Annotated in this window: 18 protein-coding genes and 1 pseudogene; 6 read left to right on the top strand and 13 right to left on the bottom strand. The window is 37.7% G+C overall.

What is annotated here, in order from left to right; genetic code table 11:
* Position 1 precedes the first annotated feature (1 nt).
* From H7A25_03185 to H7A25_03175, 3 genes are all read right to left on the bottom strand, one after another.
* Complete coding sequence (locus tag H7A25_03185; protein ID MCP5498880.1) at positions 2 to 748, bottom strand: Uma2 family endonuclease; 747 nt, start codon at positions 746 to 748, stop codon at positions 2 to 4.
* Positions 745 to 1119, bottom strand: a complete 375-nt coding sequence (locus H7A25_03180) for a GxxExxY protein (protein MCP5498879.1) — start codon at positions 1117 to 1119, stop codon at positions 745 to 747. Before H7A25_03180 ends, H7A25_03185 begins: the two co-directional genes overlap by 4 nt.
* A gap of 115 nt (positions 1120 to 1234) precedes the next feature.
* Positions 1235 to 3889, bottom strand: coding sequence for a class I SAM-dependent DNA methyltransferase (locus H7A25_03175; protein ID MCP5498878.1), 2655 nt, complete (start codon positions 3887 to 3889; stop codon positions 1235 to 1237).
* Positions 3890 to 4579: 690 nt separating this feature from the next.
* On the opposite strand from H7A25_03175, the pseudogene H7A25_03170 reads away from it, so the two are divergent.
* Positions 4580 to 4840, top strand: a pseudogene (locus H7A25_03170) (transposase).
* A gap of 190 nt (positions 4841 to 5030) precedes the next feature.
* Here H7A25_03170 and H7A25_03165 read toward each other — a convergent pair.
* Positions 5031 to 5654: a uracil-DNA glycosylase gene (locus H7A25_03165; protein MCP5498877.1), complete on the bottom strand. Its 624-nt coding sequence runs from the start codon at positions 5652 to 5654 to the stop codon at positions 5031 to 5033.
* Between the two features lie 156 nt (positions 5655 to 5810).
* Between H7A25_03165 and H7A25_03160 the strand changes: the two genes are divergently transcribed.
* The 5 genes from H7A25_03160 to H7A25_03140 are packed head-to-tail and all read left to right on the top strand — an operon-like array spanning position 5811 to position 12728.
* Entirely contained in the window at positions 5811 to 6869 is a 1059-nt protein-coding gene (locus tag H7A25_03160) for a DMT family transporter (GenBank protein ID MCP5498876.1), read from the top strand.
* A 25-nt stretch (positions 6870 to 6894) separates the two neighbouring features.
* Positions 6895 to 7245: a hypothetical protein gene (locus H7A25_03155; GenBank protein ID MCP5498875.1), complete on the top strand. Its 351-nt coding sequence runs from the start codon at positions 6895 to 6897 to the stop codon at positions 7243 to 7245.
* A gap of 43 nt (positions 7246 to 7288) precedes the next feature.
* Positions 7289 to 8554: a TolC family protein gene (locus tag H7A25_03150; GenBank protein MCP5498874.1), complete on the top strand. Its 1266-nt coding sequence runs from the start codon at positions 7289 to 7291 to the stop codon at positions 8552 to 8554.
* Positions 8555 to 8563: 9 nt separating this feature from the next.
* On the top strand, positions 8564 to 11731 hold the full coding sequence (locus tag H7A25_03145; protein ID MCP5498873.1) for an efflux RND transporter permease subunit: 3168 nt from the start codon (positions 8564 to 8566) through the stop codon (positions 11729 to 11731).
* Positions 11712 to 12728, top strand: a complete 1017-nt coding sequence (locus H7A25_03140; protein MCP5498872.1) for a zinc-binding dehydrogenase — start codon at positions 11712 to 11714, stop codon at positions 12726 to 12728. The genes H7A25_03145 and H7A25_03140 overlap by 20 nt, the downstream gene beginning before the upstream one ends.
* Before the next feature lie 121 nt (positions 12729 to 12849).
* Here H7A25_03140 and H7A25_03135 read toward each other — a convergent pair whose 3' ends face one another.
* From H7A25_03135 to H7A25_03095, 9 genes are all read right to left on the bottom strand, one after another.
* Positions 12850 to 13548 carry a hypothetical protein gene (locus tag H7A25_03135; GenBank protein ID MCP5498871.1) on the bottom strand — a complete coding sequence of 233 codons (699 nt, stop codon included), beginning with the start codon at positions 13546 to 13548 and terminating at the stop codon, positions 12850 to 12852.
* Positions 13542 to 14150 carry a hypothetical protein gene (locus tag H7A25_03130; GenBank protein MCP5498870.1) on the bottom strand — a complete coding sequence of 203 codons (609 nt, stop codon included), beginning with the start codon at positions 14148 to 14150 and terminating at the stop codon, positions 13542 to 13544. Before H7A25_03130 ends, H7A25_03135 begins: the two co-directional genes overlap by 7 nt.
* 78 nt (positions 14151 to 14228) lie before the next feature.
* A complete protein-coding gene (locus H7A25_03125) occupies positions 14229 to 15440 on the bottom strand; it encodes an ATP-binding protein (protein ID MCP5498869.1) in 1212 nt (403 codons plus the stop codon).
* Positions 15441 to 15714: 274 nt separating this feature from the next.
* Positions 15715 to 17817, bottom strand: coding sequence for an Ig-like domain-containing protein (locus tag H7A25_03120; GenBank protein MCP5498868.1), 2103 nt, complete (start codon positions 17815 to 17817; stop codon positions 15715 to 15717).
* 158 nt (positions 17818 to 17975) lie between these two features.
* The gene (locus tag H7A25_03115; protein ID MCP5498867.1) at positions 17976 to 19226 is read right to left on the bottom strand and encodes an ATP-binding protein; all 1251 of its coding nucleotides are present in this window, start codon (positions 19224 to 19226) and stop codon (positions 17976 to 17978) included.
* A gap of 458 nt (positions 19227 to 19684) precedes the next feature.
* Positions 19685 to 19891, bottom strand: coding sequence for a DUF2283 domain-containing protein (locus H7A25_03110; protein MCP5498866.1), 207 nt, complete (start codon positions 19889 to 19891; stop codon positions 19685 to 19687).
* A complete protein-coding gene (locus tag H7A25_03105; GenBank protein ID MCP5498865.1) occupies positions 19875 to 20162 on the bottom strand; it encodes a DUF4258 domain-containing protein in 288 nt (95 codons plus the stop codon). Before H7A25_03105 ends, H7A25_03110 begins: the two co-directional genes overlap by 17 nt.
* A gap of 348 nt (positions 20163 to 20510) precedes the next feature.
* The gene (gene ltrA / locus H7A25_03100) at positions 20511 to 21767 is read right to left on the bottom strand and encodes a group II intron reverse transcriptase/maturase (GenBank protein ID MCP5498864.1); all 1257 of its coding nucleotides are present in this window, start codon (positions 21765 to 21767) and stop codon (positions 20511 to 20513) included.
* 655 nt (positions 21768 to 22422) lie between these two features.
* Complete coding sequence (locus H7A25_03095; GenBank protein ID MCP5498863.1) at positions 22423 to 24465, bottom strand: Ig-like domain-containing protein; 2043 nt, start codon at positions 24463 to 24465, stop codon at positions 22423 to 22425.
* Between the last annotated feature and the right edge of the window lie 70 nt (positions 24466 to 24535).

Here is a 24535-nt window from a genome sequence, read left to right as displayed (position 1 = left end):
TTTATTCTCCTGTCTCTTCCATTGCTTCTTTGAGTAGTTTATCAAATTCCAGAATTAAACCGGGTAATATGGGGTTTTTAAATGGCACTGAAAAGTTTTCTGTTTTATAATCGCCTTCACCGGTGAATACATAATATTTTTTCCGAAAAGGGCAAACGACAAGCCCGAGTTCTGTACCGGAGGGAATCCAGTCATTTTTCATTTTCTCCAGATTTTCTTTGAGGCTATTTTTATTAGAGACGATTTCAATACAAAACGTGGGAGAGCCGAGCCGATACCCTAAATCAATAATTTTTGAGTTAAATTTTTCATACTTAATAAAAGATATATCAGCGAGTCTTCTTTTACTTATGCCTTGAGAATAAATATCGTGATTGGTCGAAGAATCAAAAATCCTTCCCATTTTATGTTTTTTATTCCAGACGTAGATTGCCGCTATGATGACTATACTAAAAGCCCCCACTAAACCAAATGTTCCCATATGAATGATTATCCCCTCTGTATCAAACTCTAACCTGTGACTCCTGTTTGCCTCACCCATACTATCAAAGAAATTCTCTTGAATAGGAAATGGAAAGATTACTTTGAAAAAATCTCTATCAAAAGAGCCTTTCACCTTTTCTTCGATCTTGAGATTATGTTCGAGAACCTCAAAAGAAAAGTTTTGGTTCAAAGCATGAATCTCATCTAATTTTTCTCTCTGCACCGGAAAGCCTTCCGGCAATGTAATTTGAATGGCTGTATTCATGACAGTTTCCTATTTTCTACCCTATGAAATTTTAGTTTTGTTTCTCCAAAATTTATGAGAAGCCCAATTTCTAAATTATATGCTTCTAAATAATTAATCGCCTGCGTCATATGGGCTGGTTCCATTTGGCTTACTGCTTTTATCTCCACACTAATTTTATCATAAACTAAAAAATCGACTCTTCTTGTTCCCACGTTTTTTTCTTTATAGAAAATATCCATTTCCACTTCTCTTTGATGAGGTATTTCACGAAGCTGCATTTCATAAGATAATGCCCTTTGATAAATCACCTCCTGAAAACCACAACCTAAATACGAATGTACTTCCATCGCAGCCCCAATGATATGACCGGTTAAATCAGAATATTTCATTTCCCCTCCCATTGTGTGAACAGGATGGTCAGGATTGATGGGATGAGCAGGATGTAGTACGATAAAAGCTTCATACTACTAATCCTGATTATCCTAAACATCATGAGCATCCTGTTCAAGACTTTTCCTCGGCTATCATTTTCTCATAAAGCTTAAACAAATACTCCAACCGCTCTTCGTCGCTTGTGAAAGGCTTACTGCGGTAACACTTCTCAATAATCAAATCATTCTGCCGGTGAGCCTCGCGTAAACCATCGGGCATCTTATCAGGGTCGTAAAGCTGAGCCAGAGTCTTATCCGAATGCTTCTCGCGTTCTTCCAAGATACGAAACACAGCCTGCGTGATTTCATTTTTCCGTTGTTCGGAGATGGGTGGGAAGGGGAAAGTGTTGTATGAAAGAGTATTAGAGTATCTTAAACTTGTTCCTAAATATCCAGATATAGTTCTAACCCATATCATATGTATATTAGATGATAAAACACCTATTAAAAATGGTTCTGCATTATAGATTACAAAAGCGAGGTTTGAAATAACTGTATCATCATGTAGATAGCCAATGGGTATGTAATCTCTCCGCTCGGATGAAACACTCGGGATAATTATCGCAGATGTTTTTTTATATCTACATTCACCAAATGCATAAGGCTTTTCTGATAATTTTTGAGTTGCAAGCTTTGTACTTTTAACTCTCATGTATTTAACTTGTTGAACTCTATTTTTTATTGACTCAATTTTCATCGCATCCTCAAGCTGGTCATCTTCGATCCATATACAATAGCGAATCTGTCCACGAATATACTCTTGTGAACCAATATACTTTTTAATAAAATTTAAAGAATCAGGTTCTTTATTGACTATTCTTTCCTTTTCTTGCTCCGATAAAATTAAATTTCCGCCATCAGTAGGCTGACTTCCTTTTTGCATTATAGAAAAATTTGAAATAGGCGTTGATCTCATTTCAATTATACAATTTGTTCCTGCTACTAAATATCCATTAATATTATTCACAACTCTTTTTGTTTGAGAAGAATACAAATAGCTATCTTTGTTATTTTTGTTTCTTAATCCAATAATTACAACTGTAACTCCAGCTTTACTCTTTGCATTGTTTGTCCATTTGAATGAAGTATGTGCAAAATTGATTTCAATGCCAAGTTTAAATATATGTGGCCAGAGCAATCCAACCTGTAAACCCTGACAGATTGAATTAGTTGATACAAAGGAACATTTTGAATTGATTCCCTTTATATATTGAGCACCTTTATAAAACCAGATAGAAATATAATCTAAATCTCGATAAGTTTTTAAAAAGGAAAAAACATAATCCATATCTGCTTTTTGTGCTGCTTGTTGCATTCTTGAACCCAAATACGGAGGATTACCCAAAATATACACTTCAGCAGGTTCACCGAACTTATTGGTTTTCGGACACACTTCTTCCCAATCCAAACGACAGGCGTTGCCCTGCACAATATTTCCCGCTTCGCTCAAAGGTAATGTCGGATTGGTTCTACCAAATTCTTTTCGGAATTCTACGTTCATCTGGTGTTCGGCGAGCCACAGGGAGAGTTTGGCGATTTCTCCGGCAAAGTCGTCTATCTCAATTCCATAAAACTGAGATAATTGTATGCCCGACAATGCCATCATGTCTCCTGCTTTAAAGATTTTCATTTCAAGGATACGTAATTCCTTATATGCAATGATTAAAAAATTCCCGCTTCCGCAGGCCGGATCAAAAATTTTTATATTGTGAATACGATGAAGTAAAGCGTCTAACTTCTTTTTACTTTTACCCGCTTTTTCCAACTCTTCATACAACTCACTCAAAAACAAAGGCTCTATCACCTTCATTATATTAGGAACCGATGTATAATGCTGCCCCAAATTTCCACGTTGTTCAGCACCGATAACCGCCTGAAACATAGAACCGAAAATATCAGGATTGATAGCACTCCAATCCTGTTCACCACTGTTGATTAGTGCAGCTCTGGATGTTTTAGAAAATTTAGGAGCGGGCACTGAATCTCGAAAGAGTCCACCATTAACATAGGGAAATGAATTTAAGTATTCCGGCAGTTCTCCGAAGGTTTTCTTTCTTTTATTTTTTGGAGTGTTTAAGACATCAAAGAATTTATCCAGATAGGTGTTTACATCGCTGCCGTCTACCTGTGTATGGGAATCTATAAAGTTTGTGAACTGGTTGTCCTCGAAAATATGAGTATCTTCAGCAAAATAACAGAATAATAGACGGGAGAGAAACAGGTTGAGTCCGTGAATGAACTCAGGTGAGTTATCGGGATTGTCCTTTTTGATGATGTCAAATAGCTTTGCCATCTTCTCAGCCGCTTTTACATCCGCAGGATTCTCATTTACATGCTGCGCTTTTTCCATTCCCGCTAAAGGAAGAAAGAAATCATAATGTTTTGCTAAATCTTTGATTGCACAATCGAGTTTATCTTTCGTTTTGGTATCAACAGCTACAATGGTTTTGTAATCTGTAACTATCACAAAACGCTCTTTATGGGTGATGTTCTCTTCCAGCTCTGCAAGAGTTTTGTGTAATTTGGACTTCTTCTCTACTTTGAAAAAAATGACTTTCTTCCAGCAGATTTCTCCTTCTGTTTTTGCCATGTTCAAATTGCCCTTTTGTAAACGGGTAATCGAAGCCTTGGGTTTACCATAGGCTAATAATAACTCAAAAATAAAGGTTTCTTCAGAAAAAGAGCTTATCAAGTTGTGGATATTCGCCTCTATTTGTGCAATATTCATTAGTTATCCCCTCACCTTATACGGTATTATTTTTTGAATAGAAACAATTATCTAACTTGCAACTGAATTTCTTTTAGAAATTCTATACCGTTTCCTGTTAAAAACAAAAGAATAAATATAATTCCTGTTTTCATAATTCTACATTTATCCTATAATAAAAAATCTTTAAATATTTTTTACTTATTCAAATTCCAAAAACAAGAAGAAAACAAATTGATGTTTAAAAAAAATATTTCTGTTGATCTAAAATCAAGCATTTTTGCTTAATTCCTAAACCTTTCCTGAAAAAAAATTGTAGTATCTATTTTAGAATTATTCAAAAAATTACCCCCACATAGGCAATGTATTTCCCATTTATGAAGTTTTTCTTCAGTGCCTCTTTGTCCATGCTGGAAAAATTCACCAATTGGTGAGTGGTATAGATGAGCTTGATATGCTGTCTGTCAATGGCCATACAGGAAAGTTACGGTATAGTGGAAAATCCTACCAAAAGATTTGACTCCACCTGTAGCAAAGAAACAAAAAGAAGAATCTTTAGCAGCTACAACTTAAATTCTATCTCCGGGCTCAGCACTGCCGGGAGTGGGTTTATGAAACACTTACCTTCAAGTAAATATATAACATTAGGGAACCTCTAAAAACCTCTAAAAAAAAGGTACACAAAAAAGGTAGTCAGTAAATATTTGTTTTATGAGCAATATGAACATATTTGAATCCCAATCACGGAAAAAAAAGCTGGAAAAGATAGGTGATCCATTAAAAAAACTTTCAGAATTAATAGATTTTGAAATTTATCGAGAAGAATTAGAAAGCATGTATCGTTCCGGAACAGAAAAAGGTGGTCGTCCTCCTTATGATCCGGTAAAGATGTTTAAGATCATATTATTACAGAAACTCTACAATTTGTCAGACCAGCAGACAGAATTTCAAATAAACGATAGAGCCTCATTTAAATTATAAAAAAACCTGGCCTGGTGATTTGCTTACTTCTCAGAAAAATGAGGACAACTATAACTTAGTAGTTCTTCCAGAGCATTACAGCTACAATCAAAACACTGATTGCTAATATTACAACTTTAACAATAATCAGAACCCGCAGTAATTTTTTTGCATTCATTATAGATTCCCAAAAGCAGTATATTTAATCCTTCCAGTTTATTGTGGTTCGAATAGGCCAGCCAAGTTGTTTCATAATAAGTTGAAAATCTGACCAGATGTCTTTTTTAACCTGGCTATCTTCTCCTCCGTTTCGTAGAACAAAGCTCGGGTGGTAGGTGGGCAAAACCGGTATTCCTTTAAATTCTTTCCATTTTCCACGAAGTTTGGTAATGCCTTCTGTAGTCTGGAGCAAGAACTGAGTAGAAGGGTTTCCGAGAGTAACAATTACTTTAGGTTGTATAATATCAATTTGTTGTAAAAGAAAGGGGCTACAGGCCTGTGTTTCTTCTTTATCCGGTGCTCTGTCTTTTTGAAGTTTCAAATCCACTGTTGGACGGCATTTTACAATATTCGCGATGAATACACTGGAACGGGGAACTCTCATACCTTTTTCTATTAAGCGAGTGAGTAATTCACCTGCTCTTCCAACAAAAGGTCGTCCGCTCAAATCTTCCTGTTTACCGGGTCCTTCTCCAATAAACAGAAGCTCAGCTTCCGGATTCCCCTCTCCAAAAACTACCCGGCTTCGGGTTCCCGCTAATTTGCAGGATTTACAGGCCTCTACCTTTTTTTGTAGTTCTAAAAGTTTTTTTGCTTTCTCAGACATGAAAATCTTCCTTATCGTATATCATCACTACTCGCAGGATGGGCTTAAAAATCCAGAAAAAACTATTTCTAGATTTTAATTATTGCATTCCTGAGCACAAATTCCGACATTAAACATAGATAGGGCTGACCGAAAAAAAACAGGAGTAGTATTTGAATGGGGCAGACAGAAACCAAAACCCGTACAATTCGAGAACTCAAATCCAAAGACACAGAAGACAAGGATACATCTAGTAATTTTAAGCTGGGAATAACCCTGGTTCTAATCGCATCTTTAATGCTTTCCTTTCAAAATGTTGTAACGAAAGTGATTCTTAGTGAAAAACATGTATTCGGTATTTTCACAATGGGTGGGATACTCAAGCCCAGTATGGGAAATTCCCTTCTCCTGATGATTTTACGTATGGTTGTTACTTTGCCGGTTATGGCATTTATTGTAGCTCCCAAAATTCATAAAAATACCTGGGTTGATATAAAAAGCCTCATCCACTATACTAACCGGGGTCGCTTAATAGCTGCCTTCGGAAGTGCCATGTGTCTATTTGCTTCCCAATTTTTTATTTATCTGGCCCTCGGAAGTATTCCGACCGGGGTCGCTACCACTATATTTTTTGTTTATCCAACTATTACTATACTTCTGGTCTGGATCTTTTTTGGAGAAAAGCCACCCCTGTCCCTTGTTTTTGCCATGCTCACGATTTATATTGGAGGCTTTCTTACTATTCCGATTACAGCCTTTGAAGGTAGAACCGGTGGAATTTATAATTATCCGCTCGGAGCCACCACGGGAGTATTATCCGGAATTTGCTTTGCCGGTTACATGGTTTTAATTAAGCAGGCCAGAATGCACCCGGTACCATTTACCATTGTAAGTTTCTCAACAATTTTAGTCGCCGGAAGCCTGATGCTTCCCCTGTTTCATTTTCATGTAGAATCTCAAAACTGGATTCCTCTTGCAATCGGTGTATTAATTTTGGGACTCACTACCCTTGTAGGCTATCTTCTAAACAACTTCGGGGTTCCCCTTATCGGTCCTTCTCTAACCTCGGTAATTGGTTCGAGCGGGCCTGCGATGACTGCTTTTATGGCCTATTTTTTAATTGCTGAAAAGTTAAACCTCTACCAGGCTCTGGGTGTATTTCTGGTTACACTCTGGGTGCTGGGCATCAGTGTAGAGAATATGAAGAAAACTCAGAAGCCTCCCGCTCCCAAATAGCGGGTTTCGTTTTGAGAAGGAAATCATGAAAGCCTTCACAAAATTTATTATTTTTCTTCTCTTAATCCTTTTTACCTATCAGCACTATGCAGATAGTAGTATTTTTTGCGGAGAAGTCGGTGACGTGGAAGATCACTGTGCCTTTTCCATTCATAACCTTCTTCCGGATTCTGAACATGACAGGGATTCAGAAGAATGCGAGCATATTTGCATTAACTGTCCCTGTAATTTTATTTATTTCTCCAATGTGTCTTTATATCTAAATAAGATTTATACACGAGAACTTCTCTCCTATCGAATCTACGACCTAAAAGATACTTACTTCTTTCTATACAAGGAAAAGCTAATACGCCCTCCAAGGCAAGATATATCCTGAACCATTTAAGCGAAAATGAATTTTATTATATTAGGATATATTTATGATTTGGCATATTATTACATTAACTCTTATATGCTTCTTTTCTCTTGAGCTTCGTGCTGAAGAAATAGAAAGTATAAAAATCGAAAACCTGGCAAAAAAAGCGATTGAAAACTCCAGGTTATTGGCAGCAAAAGATTTACAAATCTTAGCAAAAAGAAACTACAGTGAACAGGCTACAGCCTTCCAGAATCCTCAACTTTCTTTCAGTATTGGAAAAAGGGAATCCCAGGGGGGTAGTTTTTCTATACCGTATTCAAATATGGTTAATGGAGAACAATATCAATTTGGAATTTCTCAACCCTTTTACTTTCCAGGAAAGCGGGATTTACAAAAGAAAATCTTTGAAAAAGAAGGTGAATTAAGTGAGATTGAAAAATCTGAACTTGAATTAGAGATTTATTATACCATCTCTTTTTATGCCTATGAAACCTTCGTTACCGGCTTAAAAGAAAAACATGCAAGAGAGCGAGCCAGACGATTTCGGATGCTACAGGGTTTTTTAAGAAGTAGACCCTTTGCTTCCCCCATGCAAAAAGCCCAGAAAACTATTGCAGAAAATAAATTAAAAATATTAGAATCACAAATAGTAGATATTCAGTATAAAAGAGAAATCTTAAAGAATCAGATTCGTTTATACACAGAAGTCCCGGAAAAATTCTCTATTCAGTCCCGGCTTTTCTCAGAAGTTCCGGACTTGAATAAGGAGGAATTATTCGCAGAAGCCAAAAAGAATTCCTTAATCCTTAAAAAGTTAAATAAAGAAAGAGAAAGTAAGGACCTACAGGCCAAATATTCGGCAAAACAAATGTATCCGGATATAACGGTTTCCGGCTTTTTCGGAAAGCAAACTCTCGACAATAAAGAAACGTATTACGGACTGGGTCTGGATATTCCCATTCCAATTTTAAATCAAAATAAAGCAAAGATTAAGGGCTTAGAACAAGAAATTTCTTCATACCAAATTCAATATGAATTTGAAGAACAGAAATTAGAAAGAGAGATCGGAAAACTTTTTTTACGATATACTGCTGCTAAAGAAAAAATTAAATTATTATCTCCTAATTTATTGGAAGCCGGTCATAGACAGATGAATTATGCAGATTCTATTTTTCGAAGAGGTCTAATTGGCTTCACAGATTATTTGAATGCCGAATCAGAAGATGATCTTTTGCATAAAGCCATTCTGGGTTCCCATCTGGAAATGGCCGGTATTCAATTACAGGCCTGGAAAATCACAGGTAAAATCAATCCTATTACATTTTAAGGAATTATTATGCTCAATCTACTCATAGAAAAATTTTTAGAAAACCGAATTACCGTTCTTTTCTTTTTTTTGGTGTTTGTTATTTTCGGTTTATTTGCTGTTAAGCAATTACCTATAGATGCCATACCCGACATTACTCCCACACAGGTAATGGTGAACACAAAAACCGGAGCCTTAGATCCGGAGCAAATAGAAAAAACGGTAACTTACTATATCGAAACGGAAATGGCGGGGATTCCCAAAGTTCGAGATGTGCGCTCTCTGTCCCGTTTTGGTTTATCACAGGTAGTCATTGTATTTGAAGAAGGAACGGACATTTACTGGGCAAGGCAGTTAGTCCTTGAAAGAATACAAAACATCAAGGATAAACTTCCCGGAGGTCTAAACCCGGAACTCGGTCCCATCAGTACCGGTCTTGGAGAGATTGTTCTTTTTAGTGTAGATGCCAAAAAAGACACTGAACTATGGAAGAAACCGGAAAAAGAGAGATTAATCTATCTAAGAACCATAACAGACTTTGTAGTAAGACCTTTTCTAAAATCTCATATTCCTAATATTGCTGATATTGATGTTACCGGAGGATACAAGAAGCAGGTTCATATCGATATTCAGCCGGAAAAAATGATACAATACGGCCTGACTTTCCATGAGGTCATTGCAAAGGTAGAAAGTCTCGGTGACAATTTTGGGGGTGGATACATACAAAATGAAGGTAAACAGATTATTGTCAGGACAAATGGATTGATTAATAATTTGGAAGCCATTCGTAAACTTCCGGTAAAACTAAATTTCTACGGAAAAGCGATTCAACTCGGAGATATTGCCCTTATCCGGGAAGACCACATGGAAAGGGTGGGAGCAGCGATTCTCGAAGGAAAAGAAACCGTTGTAGGAACTGTATTTATGCTCTTAGGTGCCAATAGCCGGGAGGTTTCCCAAAACGCTGTGAAGGCAATACATGAAATTCCTCTTCCCTCTGATGTCCAAATCCGTGTGGTTTATGATAGATCCTTTTTAGTGGATGCTACTATCAAAACGGTAATTAATAACCTCTCAGAAGGAGCTATATTAGTAATTATTGTTTTACTCATGGTTCTGGGAAATTTTCGAGCTGCGATTATTGTATCCCTGGCCATTCCTATTTGCATGGTTTTTGCTTTGACGGCTATGAAGCACTTGAATATTTCGGCAAACCTCTTAAGCTTAGGAGCTATAGATTTCGGTCTTCTGGTAGATGGTTCCGTTGTTGTGGTAGAAAACATTATCCGTAAATTACAAATCGCGAAAAGAACAGAAAGCCAAACCAGTAGTTTTCAGATTATTTTAGAAGCTTGTAAAGAAGTTGTACAACCGGTTACTTTCGGACTTGTGATTGTTATGGTGGTCTACATTCCTATTTTGAGTCTTGAAGGTATAGAAGGAAAGATGTTTAAACCTATGGCGGTTTCTGTGTTTATGGCGCTGATAGCCTCTCTAATTGTCGCCCTATTTATTATGCCCATTTTTTCTTTCTTTCTTTTGAAGCGCGATAAGATGAGTCATAAGGATTCCTTCGTTTTTCATTATGTACAGAAAGGGTTTTCTCCTCTTCTTAACTTTGCTCTAAAATTCAAGATATTGGTACTTACCATAGCCTTTCTGTTTGGCTCTCTCTGCCTTTTCTTATATATGAGGATGGGAAGTGACTTCATTCCTCCCCTAGACGAAGGAGATATGAGTATAGGCTTTGTCAGGGATCCAAACATTGGTATTGATGAATCTCTTCGTCAGCAGAAGTTAATAGAAACAACTATTTCTAAAATACCCGAAGTAGAGCTTGTATTCTCCAGAACCGGAACTGCCGAGTCGGCTACCGATCCGATGGGTGTAAATATGAGTGATACCTATGTCATGCTAAAAAAAGATAAAGACACCTGGAGAAAAGTTAATGGAATAACGATTGAGAAGTATGCAATTTATAAGGAAATAAAAGAGAAGTTAGATAAACTGGTTCCCGAACAGGAAATGGGTTATACCCAACCTATTGAGCTTCGATTTAACGAGATTTTAGAAGGTTCCAGGGCCGATGTGAGTTTGAGAATTTTCGGTCGTGATCTGGAGAAGCTTTTAGAATACCAGGAAAAAGCCAGAGATATTTTACGAAAGATACCGGGCTCTTCGAGTGTAGAACTCGATGCAATTACCGCTCTCCGACGGGGGCATTATTTGAATATAAATTTGGACTATAATGCGATTGCTCGATATGGCTTGAGTCTACCTGAAGTAAATTCGGTTGTAAAGACATCTATGAGCGGAGTTGAACTCGGAAGCTTTTATGAGTATGATTGGCGCTTTCCTATAGTCCTTAGACTTTCCGAGGAATATAGAAATGATGTAAAGGAAATTGAAAAAATACCGGTTGGCTTCCCGGAAGGGGGAAGTATTCCGCTTAATAGTATTAGCAAGATCCGCTATGAAAGCCAGATTTCCAATATTGCCAGAAGTAATGCCAGACGTTATGCGGCAGTTGCAGTAAACTTGCAGGGTCGTGATGTGGAAAGTTTTGTTCTCGAAGCCAAAGAAAAGGTAGCCAAAGAGTTAAAACTTCCGGAAGGTTACTACACTTACTGGGGTGGACAGTTCAAGAACCTGGAAAAAGCAAAGGCCAGATTAGCGCTAATTGTTCCGGCAACTCTAATTGTCGTATTTCTCCTGATACTTAAAACCTTCGGAAATGTGAAGCACGCTCTTTTGGTTTACTCGGCCATTCCCTTTGCCCTGACAGGAGGAGTCTTATCTTTATATTTTCGAGGAATGAGTTTGAGTATATCTGCTTCTATAGGCTTTATAGCTATGATAGGAATCGGAACACTGGATAGTATGGTTTTAATTTCCTTTTTTCAACATTTAAAAGAAGAAGGAAAAACTGTAAGGGAAACTGTAATCGAAGGAACCATGACACGTTTACGTCCGGTTATTACCACATCGATTGTGGCAGGTTTAGGGTTTTTGCCTATGGCGATTAACACCAGCATGGGAGCCGAGGTGCAAAGGCCACTGGCAACGGTAGTGATCGGAGGCCTCGTAACCTCTACCTCTCTTACGCTTATTCTCTTACCTGTGTTGTATGAGTTATCAGAAAAAGATAAAAGGAAAGAAGAGGAAGAAAAAGAAGTCGATGAAGAGAAGAGTTCATAGAATTGAGAGAGCCGGAGATCTCAGGCGTTTAAAATTACAGGAAGAAGATTTAGCTTCTCCCGGAAAAAATGAAGTTTGCATTGAGGTAAAAGCAGTAGGTTTAAATTATGCAGACATATTTGCTCTGATGGGAATGTACAGTGCCACTCCCAAAGGAAGTTTTATTCCGGGTCTTGAGGTTTCGGGACTCGTTCAGTCTGTAGGAAAAGAGGTTAAAAATTTAAAAGAAGGAGAACGGGTGATTGCAGTCACCCGATTCGGCGGCTACAGCTCTCATCTGAATATTTCCAAAGACTATGTATATCCATTAAAATCTAATTGGAGTTTTGCTGAAGGAGCTGCATTTGCTGTGCAGGCTTTAACTGCCTATTATGCTTTATTTCCCCTCGGAAATCTCAAAGAAGGAAATGTAATATTAATTCAGAGTGCTGCCGGAGGAGTCGGACTCATGGCAAATCGTATCGCTAAATTATATAAGGCTTATACAATTGGAAGCATCGGTAATCCGGAAAAAATAGAACTGCTAAAGAAAGAAGGCTATGATAGATATATTATCCGGGATGAGCATTTTGGAAAAGAGCTTCAGCAAATTCTTTCCGACAAAGAATTACATCTGGTATTGGAATGTATAGGAGGAAAAATATTTGAAGAGAGTTATAAAGCACTCTCTCCTACCGGAAGGCTTGTGACATACGGTTCTGCCCATTTTACACCTATGGGTAAAAAACCAAATTATATCAAATTAGCTTATCAATATCTAAAAAGACCGAAGATAGATCCCTTACAAATGATTTCTGATAATAAAAGTGTTTTAGGTTTTAACCTCATCTGGCTATGGGAGAGATTGGAGATATTACGTCCTTATTTCGAAGCCTTATGGAACCTGGAATTAGAGCCGCCCTATATAGGTAAAACATTTTCTTTTGAAAAGGCATTAGAGGCTCTCGAATATTTCAAGACAGGAAATTCGGTGGGAAAAATAATTTTAACTTTATAATATGCAACCGGGCTTTATTATCGTGCAACTTAATTGTATAGTTTTCCCGGTTCTTGACAATTCGATAAAGCAATAATAGCTAAAAAAGCTAAACTAATTAATCTAAGCTACATTTTATCTCTCAAAAATGTTTTTTATATGCAATAATTCCCTGGAAACCGGTGTATACATTAACTCCGGGCAAAGTATCTGCGGAAAGATTTACCTCAACTTTCCTGGGTGGTAGTTCACCTTCCGCATAATATACAACATCGAGTATATTAATCGTCCATAGAGCTGCCAAAAAATAAGAAGCATAAGCGACATTCTTTTTTGCTGCATCCACCCGGGAACGATTAGTATTATTCTGCATATAGTTCAATAAAAATGTATTTTTGTAATAGAGCTGCATATAACTCGAAGAAGCCAGGTAAGGAATTCCCCGGAAATCTTCATACACTTTGTTTTCCTTTAGTAGTTTCGCATACATATAGCCGTAGGTTGCTATCCCAAAAAGAGTTCCCCCAAAAAAACTATAAGCTTTTTTAATGGAACCATCTCTTTTTTGACCCCAACCGGGAACAAGAGAGGAACGCCATATCATCGGCCATTTGACGACCGCTCCCTGATACGGGTTAGGCAAAACTTGATTTTCGAGATAAGACATCGTTCCACCTGTAATTTTCTTAGCAAAAAACTCAATAGACTTTTCCATTACATCTTTATTGGTTTCTTCAAAAATAACATTTTCTGAAAAATCGACTCTCTGTGTTTTAATATCAATCACATCACCGTTGATAAAAATAAAATTCCCGGACTGGGTGATATTCCCTGTTAGCATTTTGTTTGCCCTGAGTTCGGGTGGAATGAATGCGGCACACTCAATCCCGGTACATTTTTTTTCTCCAGGGCTTTTTGAATGCTCCGGCTGTCTATGAGCACAAACAATCCGGTTTTAGAAACCTTAGTGCGAATAATGTTACTCAAGGCTTCCGCCTTGGCTTTGGAAATCCCCTGCCCGGCACGAAAATCAATAAAAATCAGGCGGGGCTTTTCTCCTTCGGGAAGCACCCATTCGCTATTGGCAAGGAGTGCATCGGCAACCCGGATGCGTTCTTTTTCATACAGGTCTTTTTGAAATTCACCCGGTGATAATTCATTCGTCCATATAACCGGTTTTAACTTCAGAGTCTTAACTGCTACTTTTTTGATTAATTCCTGTCTACCGCTTGAATGTTTTATGCGAAGATACTTTTCTTCTATTGTAGCTTTTACATTCTCAATAGTTCTTCCGTCTTTTAGAGTCAAAACATCCGCATTTAGAATTCGAAAGGGATTTAGAACCAGGAAAAGGAGGAAGAAATTGAAAATTTTCATGACTCTTGATTTATAAAAAGAACAGGAAATAAGGTCAAATTCTTTTTGCTTTTTTTTAAACATCATAGGCCAAAGTCTTTTGCCGGACAATATATCTTTAGAATTTGAAAAAACTCTTTTTGAATCAGATAGGATCGTTACAATTTAAATTTCAGCGTTTGTTAGCATTTTATACCAGGGTATAAATTCTACTGAAGTACTTTCTATATCTATAATATGGGAATAGTTCAGGTTTATGATCAAAGCCTTATGAGGTTGGTAATGAGTTAAAAAACTTCTAAACCCTCGGGATAATTCCGGTTTCTTATAGTGCTTGTATTTTATCTCAATAGGAATGATTTCTTTTGGAGTCTTCATAATAATATCTACTTCCGCACCATCTTTTGTCCGCCAATAATGAAGGGATACATTTTCATAACGATATTTATCCCTTAAATATTGAAAGATAAAGTTTTGAAAAATAAAACCTAAATCAGATGTCTTTAGATCAATATGAAAATTACCGGAAGAAAAATTTAAGAAACCTATATCTCGAAAATATACAATCGGTGATTTGGTTAGCTCCTTTCTTTTGTTCTGAAAATAGGGATAAGAAAAATCGATTTGAAATGTCTTTTCAGCATACCATAAATATTGTTTCGTAGTTTGCAATGATAGGTTTAAAGAATTGGATAATTCATTATAGTTTAGGATTTTTCCGGACTGAGATGCCAGTATTTGAAACATCTCGCTGAATTCTCTTGTTTTAGAAATTCCTAAATCTCGTATATCTCTATCCATATAACTTGTATATATTTCTTCCATACTTCTTCTTTTTTCTTGAATCGTTTCATCCAAAATTATTCTTGGAAACCCTCCAAAACACAAATACTCTTTGAAAAGTAAATCTCTTGTTTCAACATCTATTTCAAAAAATTGTTTCTCTTTATTTTTGTATTTATATTCTGTTTTATAATGAAAAAACTCTAAAAAATTCACCGGGTTTAACTCATACATTCTCTTTCTTCCGGATAATGATTCCTGGATTTTCTCTTTCAACTCCAGGCTTCCGGAACCTGAAACAATCCATTTATAGGGTAACTGCTTATCATAGATACCTTTTAAAAAGAGTCCAACATTTTCTTTTCGTTGGACCTCATCAATAATTACATAACCTTTATTCTTTCCGAGTTCCAATTCAATTTTAGACAAAAGTATAGCCTGGGATTCGAAATATTTCTTATCTGATTCAAAATCTAGATTAAAAAATATTGTGTTCATCCCTTTTACTTTCAAGTACGATTCCAATTCTAAAAGTTGGGTGGTTTTTCCAATTTGCCTGGGACCGATAAGGATTAGAATCTCGTTTCGATTCATTTCTTTTAATAATGAATCCTGTATATTTCTAAGTATTTTACCCATAATATGATTTTAACCCGAGTATTTCTAAAGTCAATCTTAATTTTTCTCGGTTTAAACCTCGTTTTTACCCGTAGAGATTGGTCACGACCATTCTCTACAATTTAAAAATTTCGCGATCCGCCCGTAAGGGCGGAAGCAACACCCCTTACAGCAATGCTATCACATTGACTGTAAGGGAATAATCAAATCACCAAATAACCAACCATTATACCCGTGCGGGTATAATGGTTCACGGTCCGGATACACAACGTACATAGTAGTTACCGGTCTTAACGCTGCCGCCCACAACGCCATCGGAGAAAAAGACGTACCACGCGCCCGTTGTACTAGGCGCGCAGGTAGTAGATCTCCAATAATAGCTAGCAACCGTATCAAGAAATAAATTATTGATAAATGGACTAATACTTTTGTCTATTATACTCTCCAGCTCCTGAATAGTTGGCACACGCCAGTTGGTTTTTCCGGCAAAAGTAAGATTATTGCATTCATCAAACAAGGCTCCTGAGGTAAGGATTGCTCCATTATCACAGGCAGAATTATTTGATGGACAAAATTGTAACCTTTTCAAATCAGCTCCATAATTATCTGTTGAACTACCTTTCCCCTGGCAGTCATTTTGTGCCTGCAGCCATCCCTGTCCTTGGCTACACTTCATCCACATAAGCCCTGTATTGTTATCAGTTATGGTTCCGTCCAAGTTGTCTGTGAAATTGGGTGGTGTCTGTCCGGGTAAATAAGTACAGGCTATAATGATAGTGCTAATATCTCCGATTACATTTGTTCCACTTCCACCCGTTATCATACAGAACTGATTGGTTGGATGCGTAGTTACTGTCACAGTGTAATTACCACCATGAGCTACTTTGTTTGTAAAACTAAAACTTCCATTTGCACCTATTGTTTTATTATCTGAATTTACAGTATTTTGTATAACAACATTCAAGCCTGTTCCAAGTCCGCTTACAAAACCACCTATCGTATAAGTCGCAGTAGCACAGGTAACATTTACATTCGTCACATTGGATGAGGCTGTTCCGCTGCCATTGGTGATTGTGCAGGTCTGGCCTGTGGGCTGGGTTTTCACTGTAACAGAGTAACTGTTTGCCACTGCTGTAGAAAAGGTAAAGGTTCCTGCGGATGTCAGGCTTAGATCATCCCCTCCGTTATTCTGCAATACAAGAGTTCCACTCAGTCCACTGATGCTTCCTCCGATGGTATAGGTTACAAGTCTCGCGGTAGTAAAGGTAATTACCTTACTTTCCGCCAAAGCGTTCCCTGCCATATCTGTGAGAGAATTAGTAAGAGTAACTCTGTGCTTTCGTTCTGTAGTGAAACTTTTCTTTGGCTTAAAAACGAGACTTTTTCCTTCTAATGTAGTGCTACCCATCACAGGTAATGCTACAGTCTCAGAAGCCAGTTCCTCTACCATTAAAACTCCATTTTTGATACTTGTCACATCGGGAGTTTCTGAGAGATTGAAAATAATAGGAGTATTATTCGAAATATCCACAGCAGTATCCGAAGGAATAGTAGACTCGACCGCTGGTGGAGTTTTATCGGATGTATCATTCGTGGTGAAGCTAATCGTCTGTGCGGATGCAAGGGCATTGCCGGCAAGGTCTTTGATACCGGTGTTGATGTTTATCTGATATGTAGTGAAGGATTGCATTCCTTCGCTACTGATAGGTTTTATCTGCACGACACTTCCGTAATAGGTAATGGTTTTTTCTACAATATTATCTCCCTGTTTTAGAACCATATTCTCATCTGTCACAGTTTGTGGATCCAAAACCTCTGTAAATACCAGGTTGATCCCCGAATTAATAGCCACATCTGTCGCACCTGTTGAAGGAGTACTTTCCTTAAATGCGGGAGAAGTGGTATCTATATCGTTGCCCGTACTAAACTCAAGAGTTTCTTCCTGAAAAATAGGCTTTACATTCCCACTCAAATCCCTCACCGTATTTTGAATTTTCACTGTATGCTTAGTATTTGCCAAAAAATAGGTTTCGGGTTTAAAGCTAAGGGAATTCTTACTCGTCTTAATGCTTCCCTTCACCTCTTCACTTCCCGCATAGACTTTTATTGTATCAGATGTGACAGAGCTTGCCAGTATCGGTTCATCATAGACTACAAGTATAGAACGATTTCTCGAAATCTCCGTTTCATAGTTAGAGGGCACACTAAAGTTTATTTCGGGAGGAGTCACGTCTTCGAGTAGGGCAAGGTAGTGAAGCAAAAATCCCGGATTCGCTTCAAAAAGATTGTTAAAATGAATATTCGGCACACAGGAGGATAATAAGAAAAAAAATATAAATAAAAAAGATTTCATAGGATTCTCCATTTACAGGAAAAGAATTATTAAACCTATTTTATTTTACTAAAATACTTTCAGATTACAATCATAAATTATCATGTTTTATGGAATAGATAAAAAACAGAGAATTCAAAAAAGCTCTTTGTATCTTGCCTAAATCTCAGCAAATCTCTCTACAAAATCCAATAAGGTATAGCCATCCCATTTTCGGAGATAATCTGTGGAGCTTCAATAGAACAGACAATAAGCCCTCTCGCAATTTTTAGTTTTGGAAACGTGTCTCTAAAAACAGAAAAGCTTCTGGCATCATTCTTCCCAGGATGTGTTTTGGTTTTAAACTCTATAGGAAAAAGAGTTCCGCCATATTCCAAAATTAAATCTATCTCTGAACCGCTATGTGTTCTAAAATGATAAAAGTTTGGTTTCATTCCATAAGGAGAAACTAATTTATAAATTTCCATGAATAGGTATGTTTCAACCATACGTCCTAAGAATGGATGAGAGGCTAAAATATTATGAGAAGGAATTTTTTGAAAGAAAGAGATGAGTCCCGTATCTGTAAAATATCCCTTTTTCTTGCTACTGATTCTTTTAATTGCATTTCCTGAGTATGCCGGAATTTCGACCCATTGAAAGCTTGCTTGTAATAACTCCGACCAGGCAATTGCGGTCTTCCTATCGATACCTAATTCCCTTCCTAACTCATTATAATTGATTTCACCGGCAGTGAGAGCTGATAGCAAGGCTACAAAATTTCCAAAGGTTTGCAATGACTCTACTCTCGATAATACTCGAATATCTCTTTCGATATATGTTTGTATATAAGACTTCCAATAACCTGAAATCAAAGACTCGGAGATATGAAGAAGACCGGGCAATCCTCCTTTCCAGACTCTTTTTAATAAAGGCTCTTGCGGAGTTTGTACCGAACTACCGATTGCTTGAATATGAGAGATATCTAATTGTCCTTCCGATTGTAGCCATTCGGACAAGAATGATGGGGAGTTTGTAATTTGATCCTCTTCCTTCCCGCAGAGAGAATACAATTCCTGAATATAAACCCGCCCGGCTAGCGACTCAGAAATATTTTTCATAAGCAAAAAATTTTGAGAACCGCTTAGGATATACATTCCCTTCTTTTTTTCCTTATCTACCTTTCGTTTAATCGCTGGAAGTAGTTCGGGAACGTATTGGATTTCATCCAAAAAAAGAGGTGGGGGGTGATTTTGTAGAAAAAAATCAGGGTCTTTTCTGGCTCCGCCGATGTCCTCGATTGGATCCAAAACTACTGTCTTTAATTTGTCTCCAAATACCTGTCGGATAAGGGTGGATTTTCCAACCTGTCTTGCACCAATCAGAGCGAGAATAGGAAAATTGCTAAAAATCTCCTGAATTTTATCCTTTAATAGCCGATCTACTTCCATAATATGTATATTTGGGAATGCAATTCCCAAATTTCAAGGATATTTTAAACAATTTAAAAATTTTTTGGGACAAGATCACAAGGACTTATTGAAATAGAATAAGCCATTTTAGCTCAATTCTCTCTAGGCACTCCTCAACTAGTTTTCCTATCGAAGTTTCAACATCGAACATAGGTACTATGGATTGCTTTCAACCTAACCCCTAATTTGTCCGTGATTGTAAAGCTTTACCCATTCAATCCCCTTCCCTAAAAGTGAAAGAGAGAATTTATAGACACAACCATAATTTTTGATTAGCTTTTGCGAGGGTAAGAGAAATTGCTTCCTTTTGAAAACTCAAAGTAAAATTCCTTCTTTTAATTATACCCAAACAAGTTCTTGTCAATGATAAATTTAGGAGAGTAATTTTGATCTACAGTTCTTGAGCAAACACTACATAACCGCATAGATAAACCCATTCATGCTATCTGTTCTATATGGATAGGTAATATAGTGGATAAGTCTATTGAATTAGAAGCGTCTAAAATTTCTATACCTACAATTTTTCCATTCTTGCCTATATCTAAAACTATACCATCTGAAACTTTTTGATTTTCAACTTCTTGAATTTCTTCAACAAACCGAATGTATAAAAGATCGGTTTTAGAGTTATAAACTATCTGCATCTACTTTCTCCCATTTTCCGTAAAAAACATAAACAGTTACGGTTATGATTTTGTTTTCTTCCGGTATATAAATTACTTCAATTTTCTTCTGTTCGTATATTTTACCATTCCTAATTTTTTGAAAAAGAAAAATTTTATACTTTCCAAGTCTACCTTTTTTAGCTTCAAATTCCGTTCCGGTTTTAATTACATCTATAATTTCTTCCTTTGAAGCTCCCCTTTCTTCAGCTCTTAATAAAGTATGAGGATCTATTTGTATTTCTTTATTCATAATGCAATACCTCTTATTTTAACAGAAATTATTATGCTATATATATTTATAGTCTTTTTTCTTTGGGAGAGTAAGTTTGAACCTTATAGAACCCACCTATTAAAATTTTCGCCATCCGCCCTAATGGGCGGAAGCACTCCCCTTACAGCAATGCTATCGCATTGACTGTAAGGGAATAAGCAAATAACCAAATAACCCATGCTTCGATACACCAAAATAGGAAGCTGGCTACTCAGCAACCACCCGGACAAAAAAACGTCTGTCACTCCAACCCTCTCTATCGAGTAGGAGGGGGTTTTACGCCCCGTCCTCTCACACCACCGTACGTACCGTTCGGTATACGGCGGTTCACCAACCTTGACGATAAGCGTTATAACCCTCAACAAGATTTACAAGACCCCTTTCTTTCCAATAATCGATTCCCATCACTTTATGAATCTGTGGTGTCATACTCAATCTCCAATTTCCTTTCCTTGAGTAGCCAATTCGACGTGCTTCACCTTCACTTGCACCAAGTTTTCTTAGCTCTCTAATTCGAGTTTTTGACTTCTTCCACTGATGCAGACTACATAAACGCATACGTCTGCGTAGCCAGCCGTCCAGGGCTCCAATGTGCCATTCCGTATCACTTAGAGAATAATATCCCAACCAACCATTCAGGTATTTGTTCAAAGATTTTATTCTTTCTTCCATCGAAATGCTCCATAAGGAGTTTGTTAGCTTTCGTATCTTATCTTTCACCCGTTTCAGAGATTGTGGAGATATGATTATCTCTAAACTCTCTCGTATTTGAAAACTAAAGCCAAGAAATTTACGATTCATCGGTTTATCTACTGAACTCTTCGATTCATTCACTTTGAGTTTCAATTTCTTCTTTAAGAAATCTGTTATGCTCTTCTTTACTCGTTCACCGGCTTTTCGCGATTTTACATAGATGTTACAATCATCAGCATAACGACAGAACCTGTGCCCTCGTGATTCTAACTCCTTATCCAGTTCGTTTAAAAGAATATTCGCAAGCAAAGGGCTTATTACTCCTCCCTGTGGCGTTCCTTCCTCATTAGATGTGATTACTCCATTCTCAAGAATTCCCGCTCTCAGATAGTTGCCTATCAGTCTCAATACTCGCTTGTCTCTTACTTTCTTACTCACTAAATACATTAGAATATCATGATTTACTGTATCAAAGAATTTCTCAAGGTCAAGGTCTACTACGTATTCATACCCTTCCTCAATGTATTTCTTGGACTGTCTTACAGCGTCATGAGCACTCCGCCTCGGACGAAATCCGTAACTGTATTCCGAAAACTCCGGGTCAAATATCGGGTTTAACTTCTGTAGCATGGCCTGTTGGATAAACCTATCCATCACGGTAGGGATTCCAAGCATTCTTGTTCCGCCGTTTGGTTTAGGTATCTCAACTCTTCTTACTCCCTTCGGTTTATATTTTCCGTTCAAGAGCTTTGTTTTGATTCCTTCCCATTCTTCAGTTAGCTGTTTGTGGAAATCCTCTGTCCTGACTCCATCTATTCCGGCCGCTCCCTTATTACTGAGAACCTTCCATAAGGCTTCGCCAAGATTCGTTTCTGTTAATATGTCTTCCATCAGTTCCATGCCTGATATTTCCTTTGTCCTTTATCCTTTATCGCTGGATTCTTCTATTGCCTGCCAATTTGATTCCTCTCCTCTATACAGACGAACTTCGGGCTTCACCCTGATTCATTCTGTATAGTTTGGCTCCTTTCTGAATTCTAAAACCAAATTGAAGTTCACAATGGATTCCTCCATTAGTTAATGTTCAGCCCTTTAGTATCTTACATTCTTTTCACTCTACCCTTGAGTCTTTCTCTGTGCTACCGGTTCCCCGATAGCAGGGTATTCATTTCAATCTAAGATGCCTACTATGGCTTCTGCTGACTTCTACACATCGCATCTCTGTCCTATGTAGACCTCTCCGGGTAAGTGTAATCACCTTCATTCCATATATTCGCCTGATATACATTACTGACTCTTGATTGCATCGGACTTTGTTTTGCTTAGCAAACTCGTCCAGTCAGTGCTGCCTCAAATCAGATTCTTATACATCGAACCGGAACTTTGCCGCCGACTTCCTTCAGATTCCACCTCACGATGGACACCCTTGTCTTTAGCTAATGGTTGGTGCAATCAACCTCCATAAGGGACTTTCACCCTCAAGTTATTACACATGCCGGACACACTAAGGTGAGGCTTAAGCATCACCTTAAGAGAGGGCAACAAACTACGGTCCGGAGACACAACGTACATAGCCGCTACCGGTCTTAACGTTGTAGACGACACGGCCAATACTGAAATAGACGTACCACGCGTACGCCATATCAGGCGCGTAGGTAGTAGAACTCCAATAACCGCTAGTAACGGTATTTGGGAAAAAGGTTGTATTGATTACTGCACCAGACGTAACAGAATAATCCACAATACTCACTAATTCATCTTTGGACGGTAGCCTCCATGTTCTAGGGTTAGTTGTAGGTAAGTTACTTAAACCCGTACAATAGGATCCTGCATTTGCCCATTTCGCAGTTGTTGCAGTTCCTGAACAATCTATGCTATTTTGCTCCATAGAACATTTTTGCCAGATCAAACCGGTGTTATTATCTTTTATAGTTCCATCTCCATTATCGGTGAAACTTTGAACTGTTGTACCTGGTAAGTTGTTGCAATCGACAAGGATATTACTAATATCTCCGATTACATTCGTTCCACTTCCATCCGTTATCATACAGGACTGATTGGTTGGATGTGTAGTTACTGTCACGGCATAACTTCCATTGTAGCTTACTTTGTTTGTAAAACTAAAACTTCCATTTGCACCTATTGTTTTACTTTCTGAATTTACAGTATTTTGCAAAACAACATTCAAGCCTGTTCCCAGTCCACCTACCAATCCACTGATTGTATACGCTGCCGTCACACAGGTAACATTTACATTCGTCACATTGGATGCCGCAGTTCCGCTTCCATTTGTTATCGTGCAGGTCTGTCCTGTGGGTTGGGTTTTGACACTTACTATGTAAGAACTGCTAACCTGTTTGCTAAATGTAAAACTTCCGTTTGATGAAAGGCTTAGGTCATCACCTCCGTTATTCTGCAATACAAGAGTTCCACTCAGTCCGCTTACACTTCCTCCGATGGTATAGGTTACAAGTCTCGCGGTAGTAAAGGTAATTACTTTGCTTTCCAATAAAGCGTTCCCTGCCATATCTTTGAGAGAATTAATTAGTGTTACTCGGTGCTTTGTATTGGTTCGATAACTATCGTTTACCTGAAATATTAGGGATTTATTATCTAAGGATATGCTTCCTGCTACAGAACTACCTATGCCATTGGAATCCAGTTCCTCTACCTTCAATACGTCATTTTTGATACTTGTCACATCGGGAATTTCAGAAAGATTGAAAATAATAGGAGTATTATTCGAAATATCCACAGCAGTATCAGAAGGAATTGTGGACTCGACCGCTGGTGGAGTTTTATCGGATGTATCATTCGTGGTGAAACTAATCGTCTGTGCGGATGCAAGGGCATTGCCGGCAAGGTCTTTAATACCGGTGTTGATGTTTATCTGATATGTAGTGAAGGATTGCATTCCTTCGCTACTGATAGGTTTTATCTGCACGACAGATCCGTAATAGGTAATGGTTTTTTCTACAATATTATCTCCCTGTTTTAGAACCATATTCTCATCTGTCACAGTTTGTGGATCCAAAACCTCTGTAAATACCAAATTGATTCCCGAATTAGTCGCCACATCTGTCGCACCTGTTGAAGGAGTACTTTCCTTAAATGCGGGAGCTATGGTGTCTATATCATTTCCTGTAGTAAACTCAAGAGTTTCTTCCTGTAAAACAGGCTTTACATTCCCACTCAAATCCCTCACCGTATTTTGAACTTTCACCCTATGCTTCGTATTTGCCAAAAAATAGGTTTCGGGTTTAAAGCCAAGGGAATTCTTACTTACCTTAATGCTTCCCTTCACCTCTTCACTTCCCGCATAGACTTTTATTGTATCAGATGTGACAGAGCTTGCCAGTATCGGTTCATCATAGACCACAAGTATAGAACGATTTCTCGAAATCTCCGTTTCATAGTTAGAGGGCACACTAAAGTTTATTTCGGGAGGAGTCACGTCTTCGAGTAGGGCAAGGTAGTGAAGCAAAAATCCCGGATTCGCTTCAAAAAGATTATTAAAATGAATATTCGGCACACAGGAGGATAATAAGAAAAATAACAAGAGGAAGAATATAAAAAGATAAGATTTCATAGGATTCTCCATTTACAGGAAAAGAATTATTAAACCTATTCTATTTTACTAAAATAACAAGTGAAAGAGA

This window comes from Leptospiraceae bacterium (assembly GCA_024233835.1).
In the GTDB taxonomy this organism is placed as follows: Bacteria; Spirochaetota; Leptospiria; order Leptospirales; family Leptospiraceae; genus JACKPC01.
Note: the sequence above shows the minus strand (reverse complement) of the source record. Positions and strands in the feature narration are given on the sequence as shown.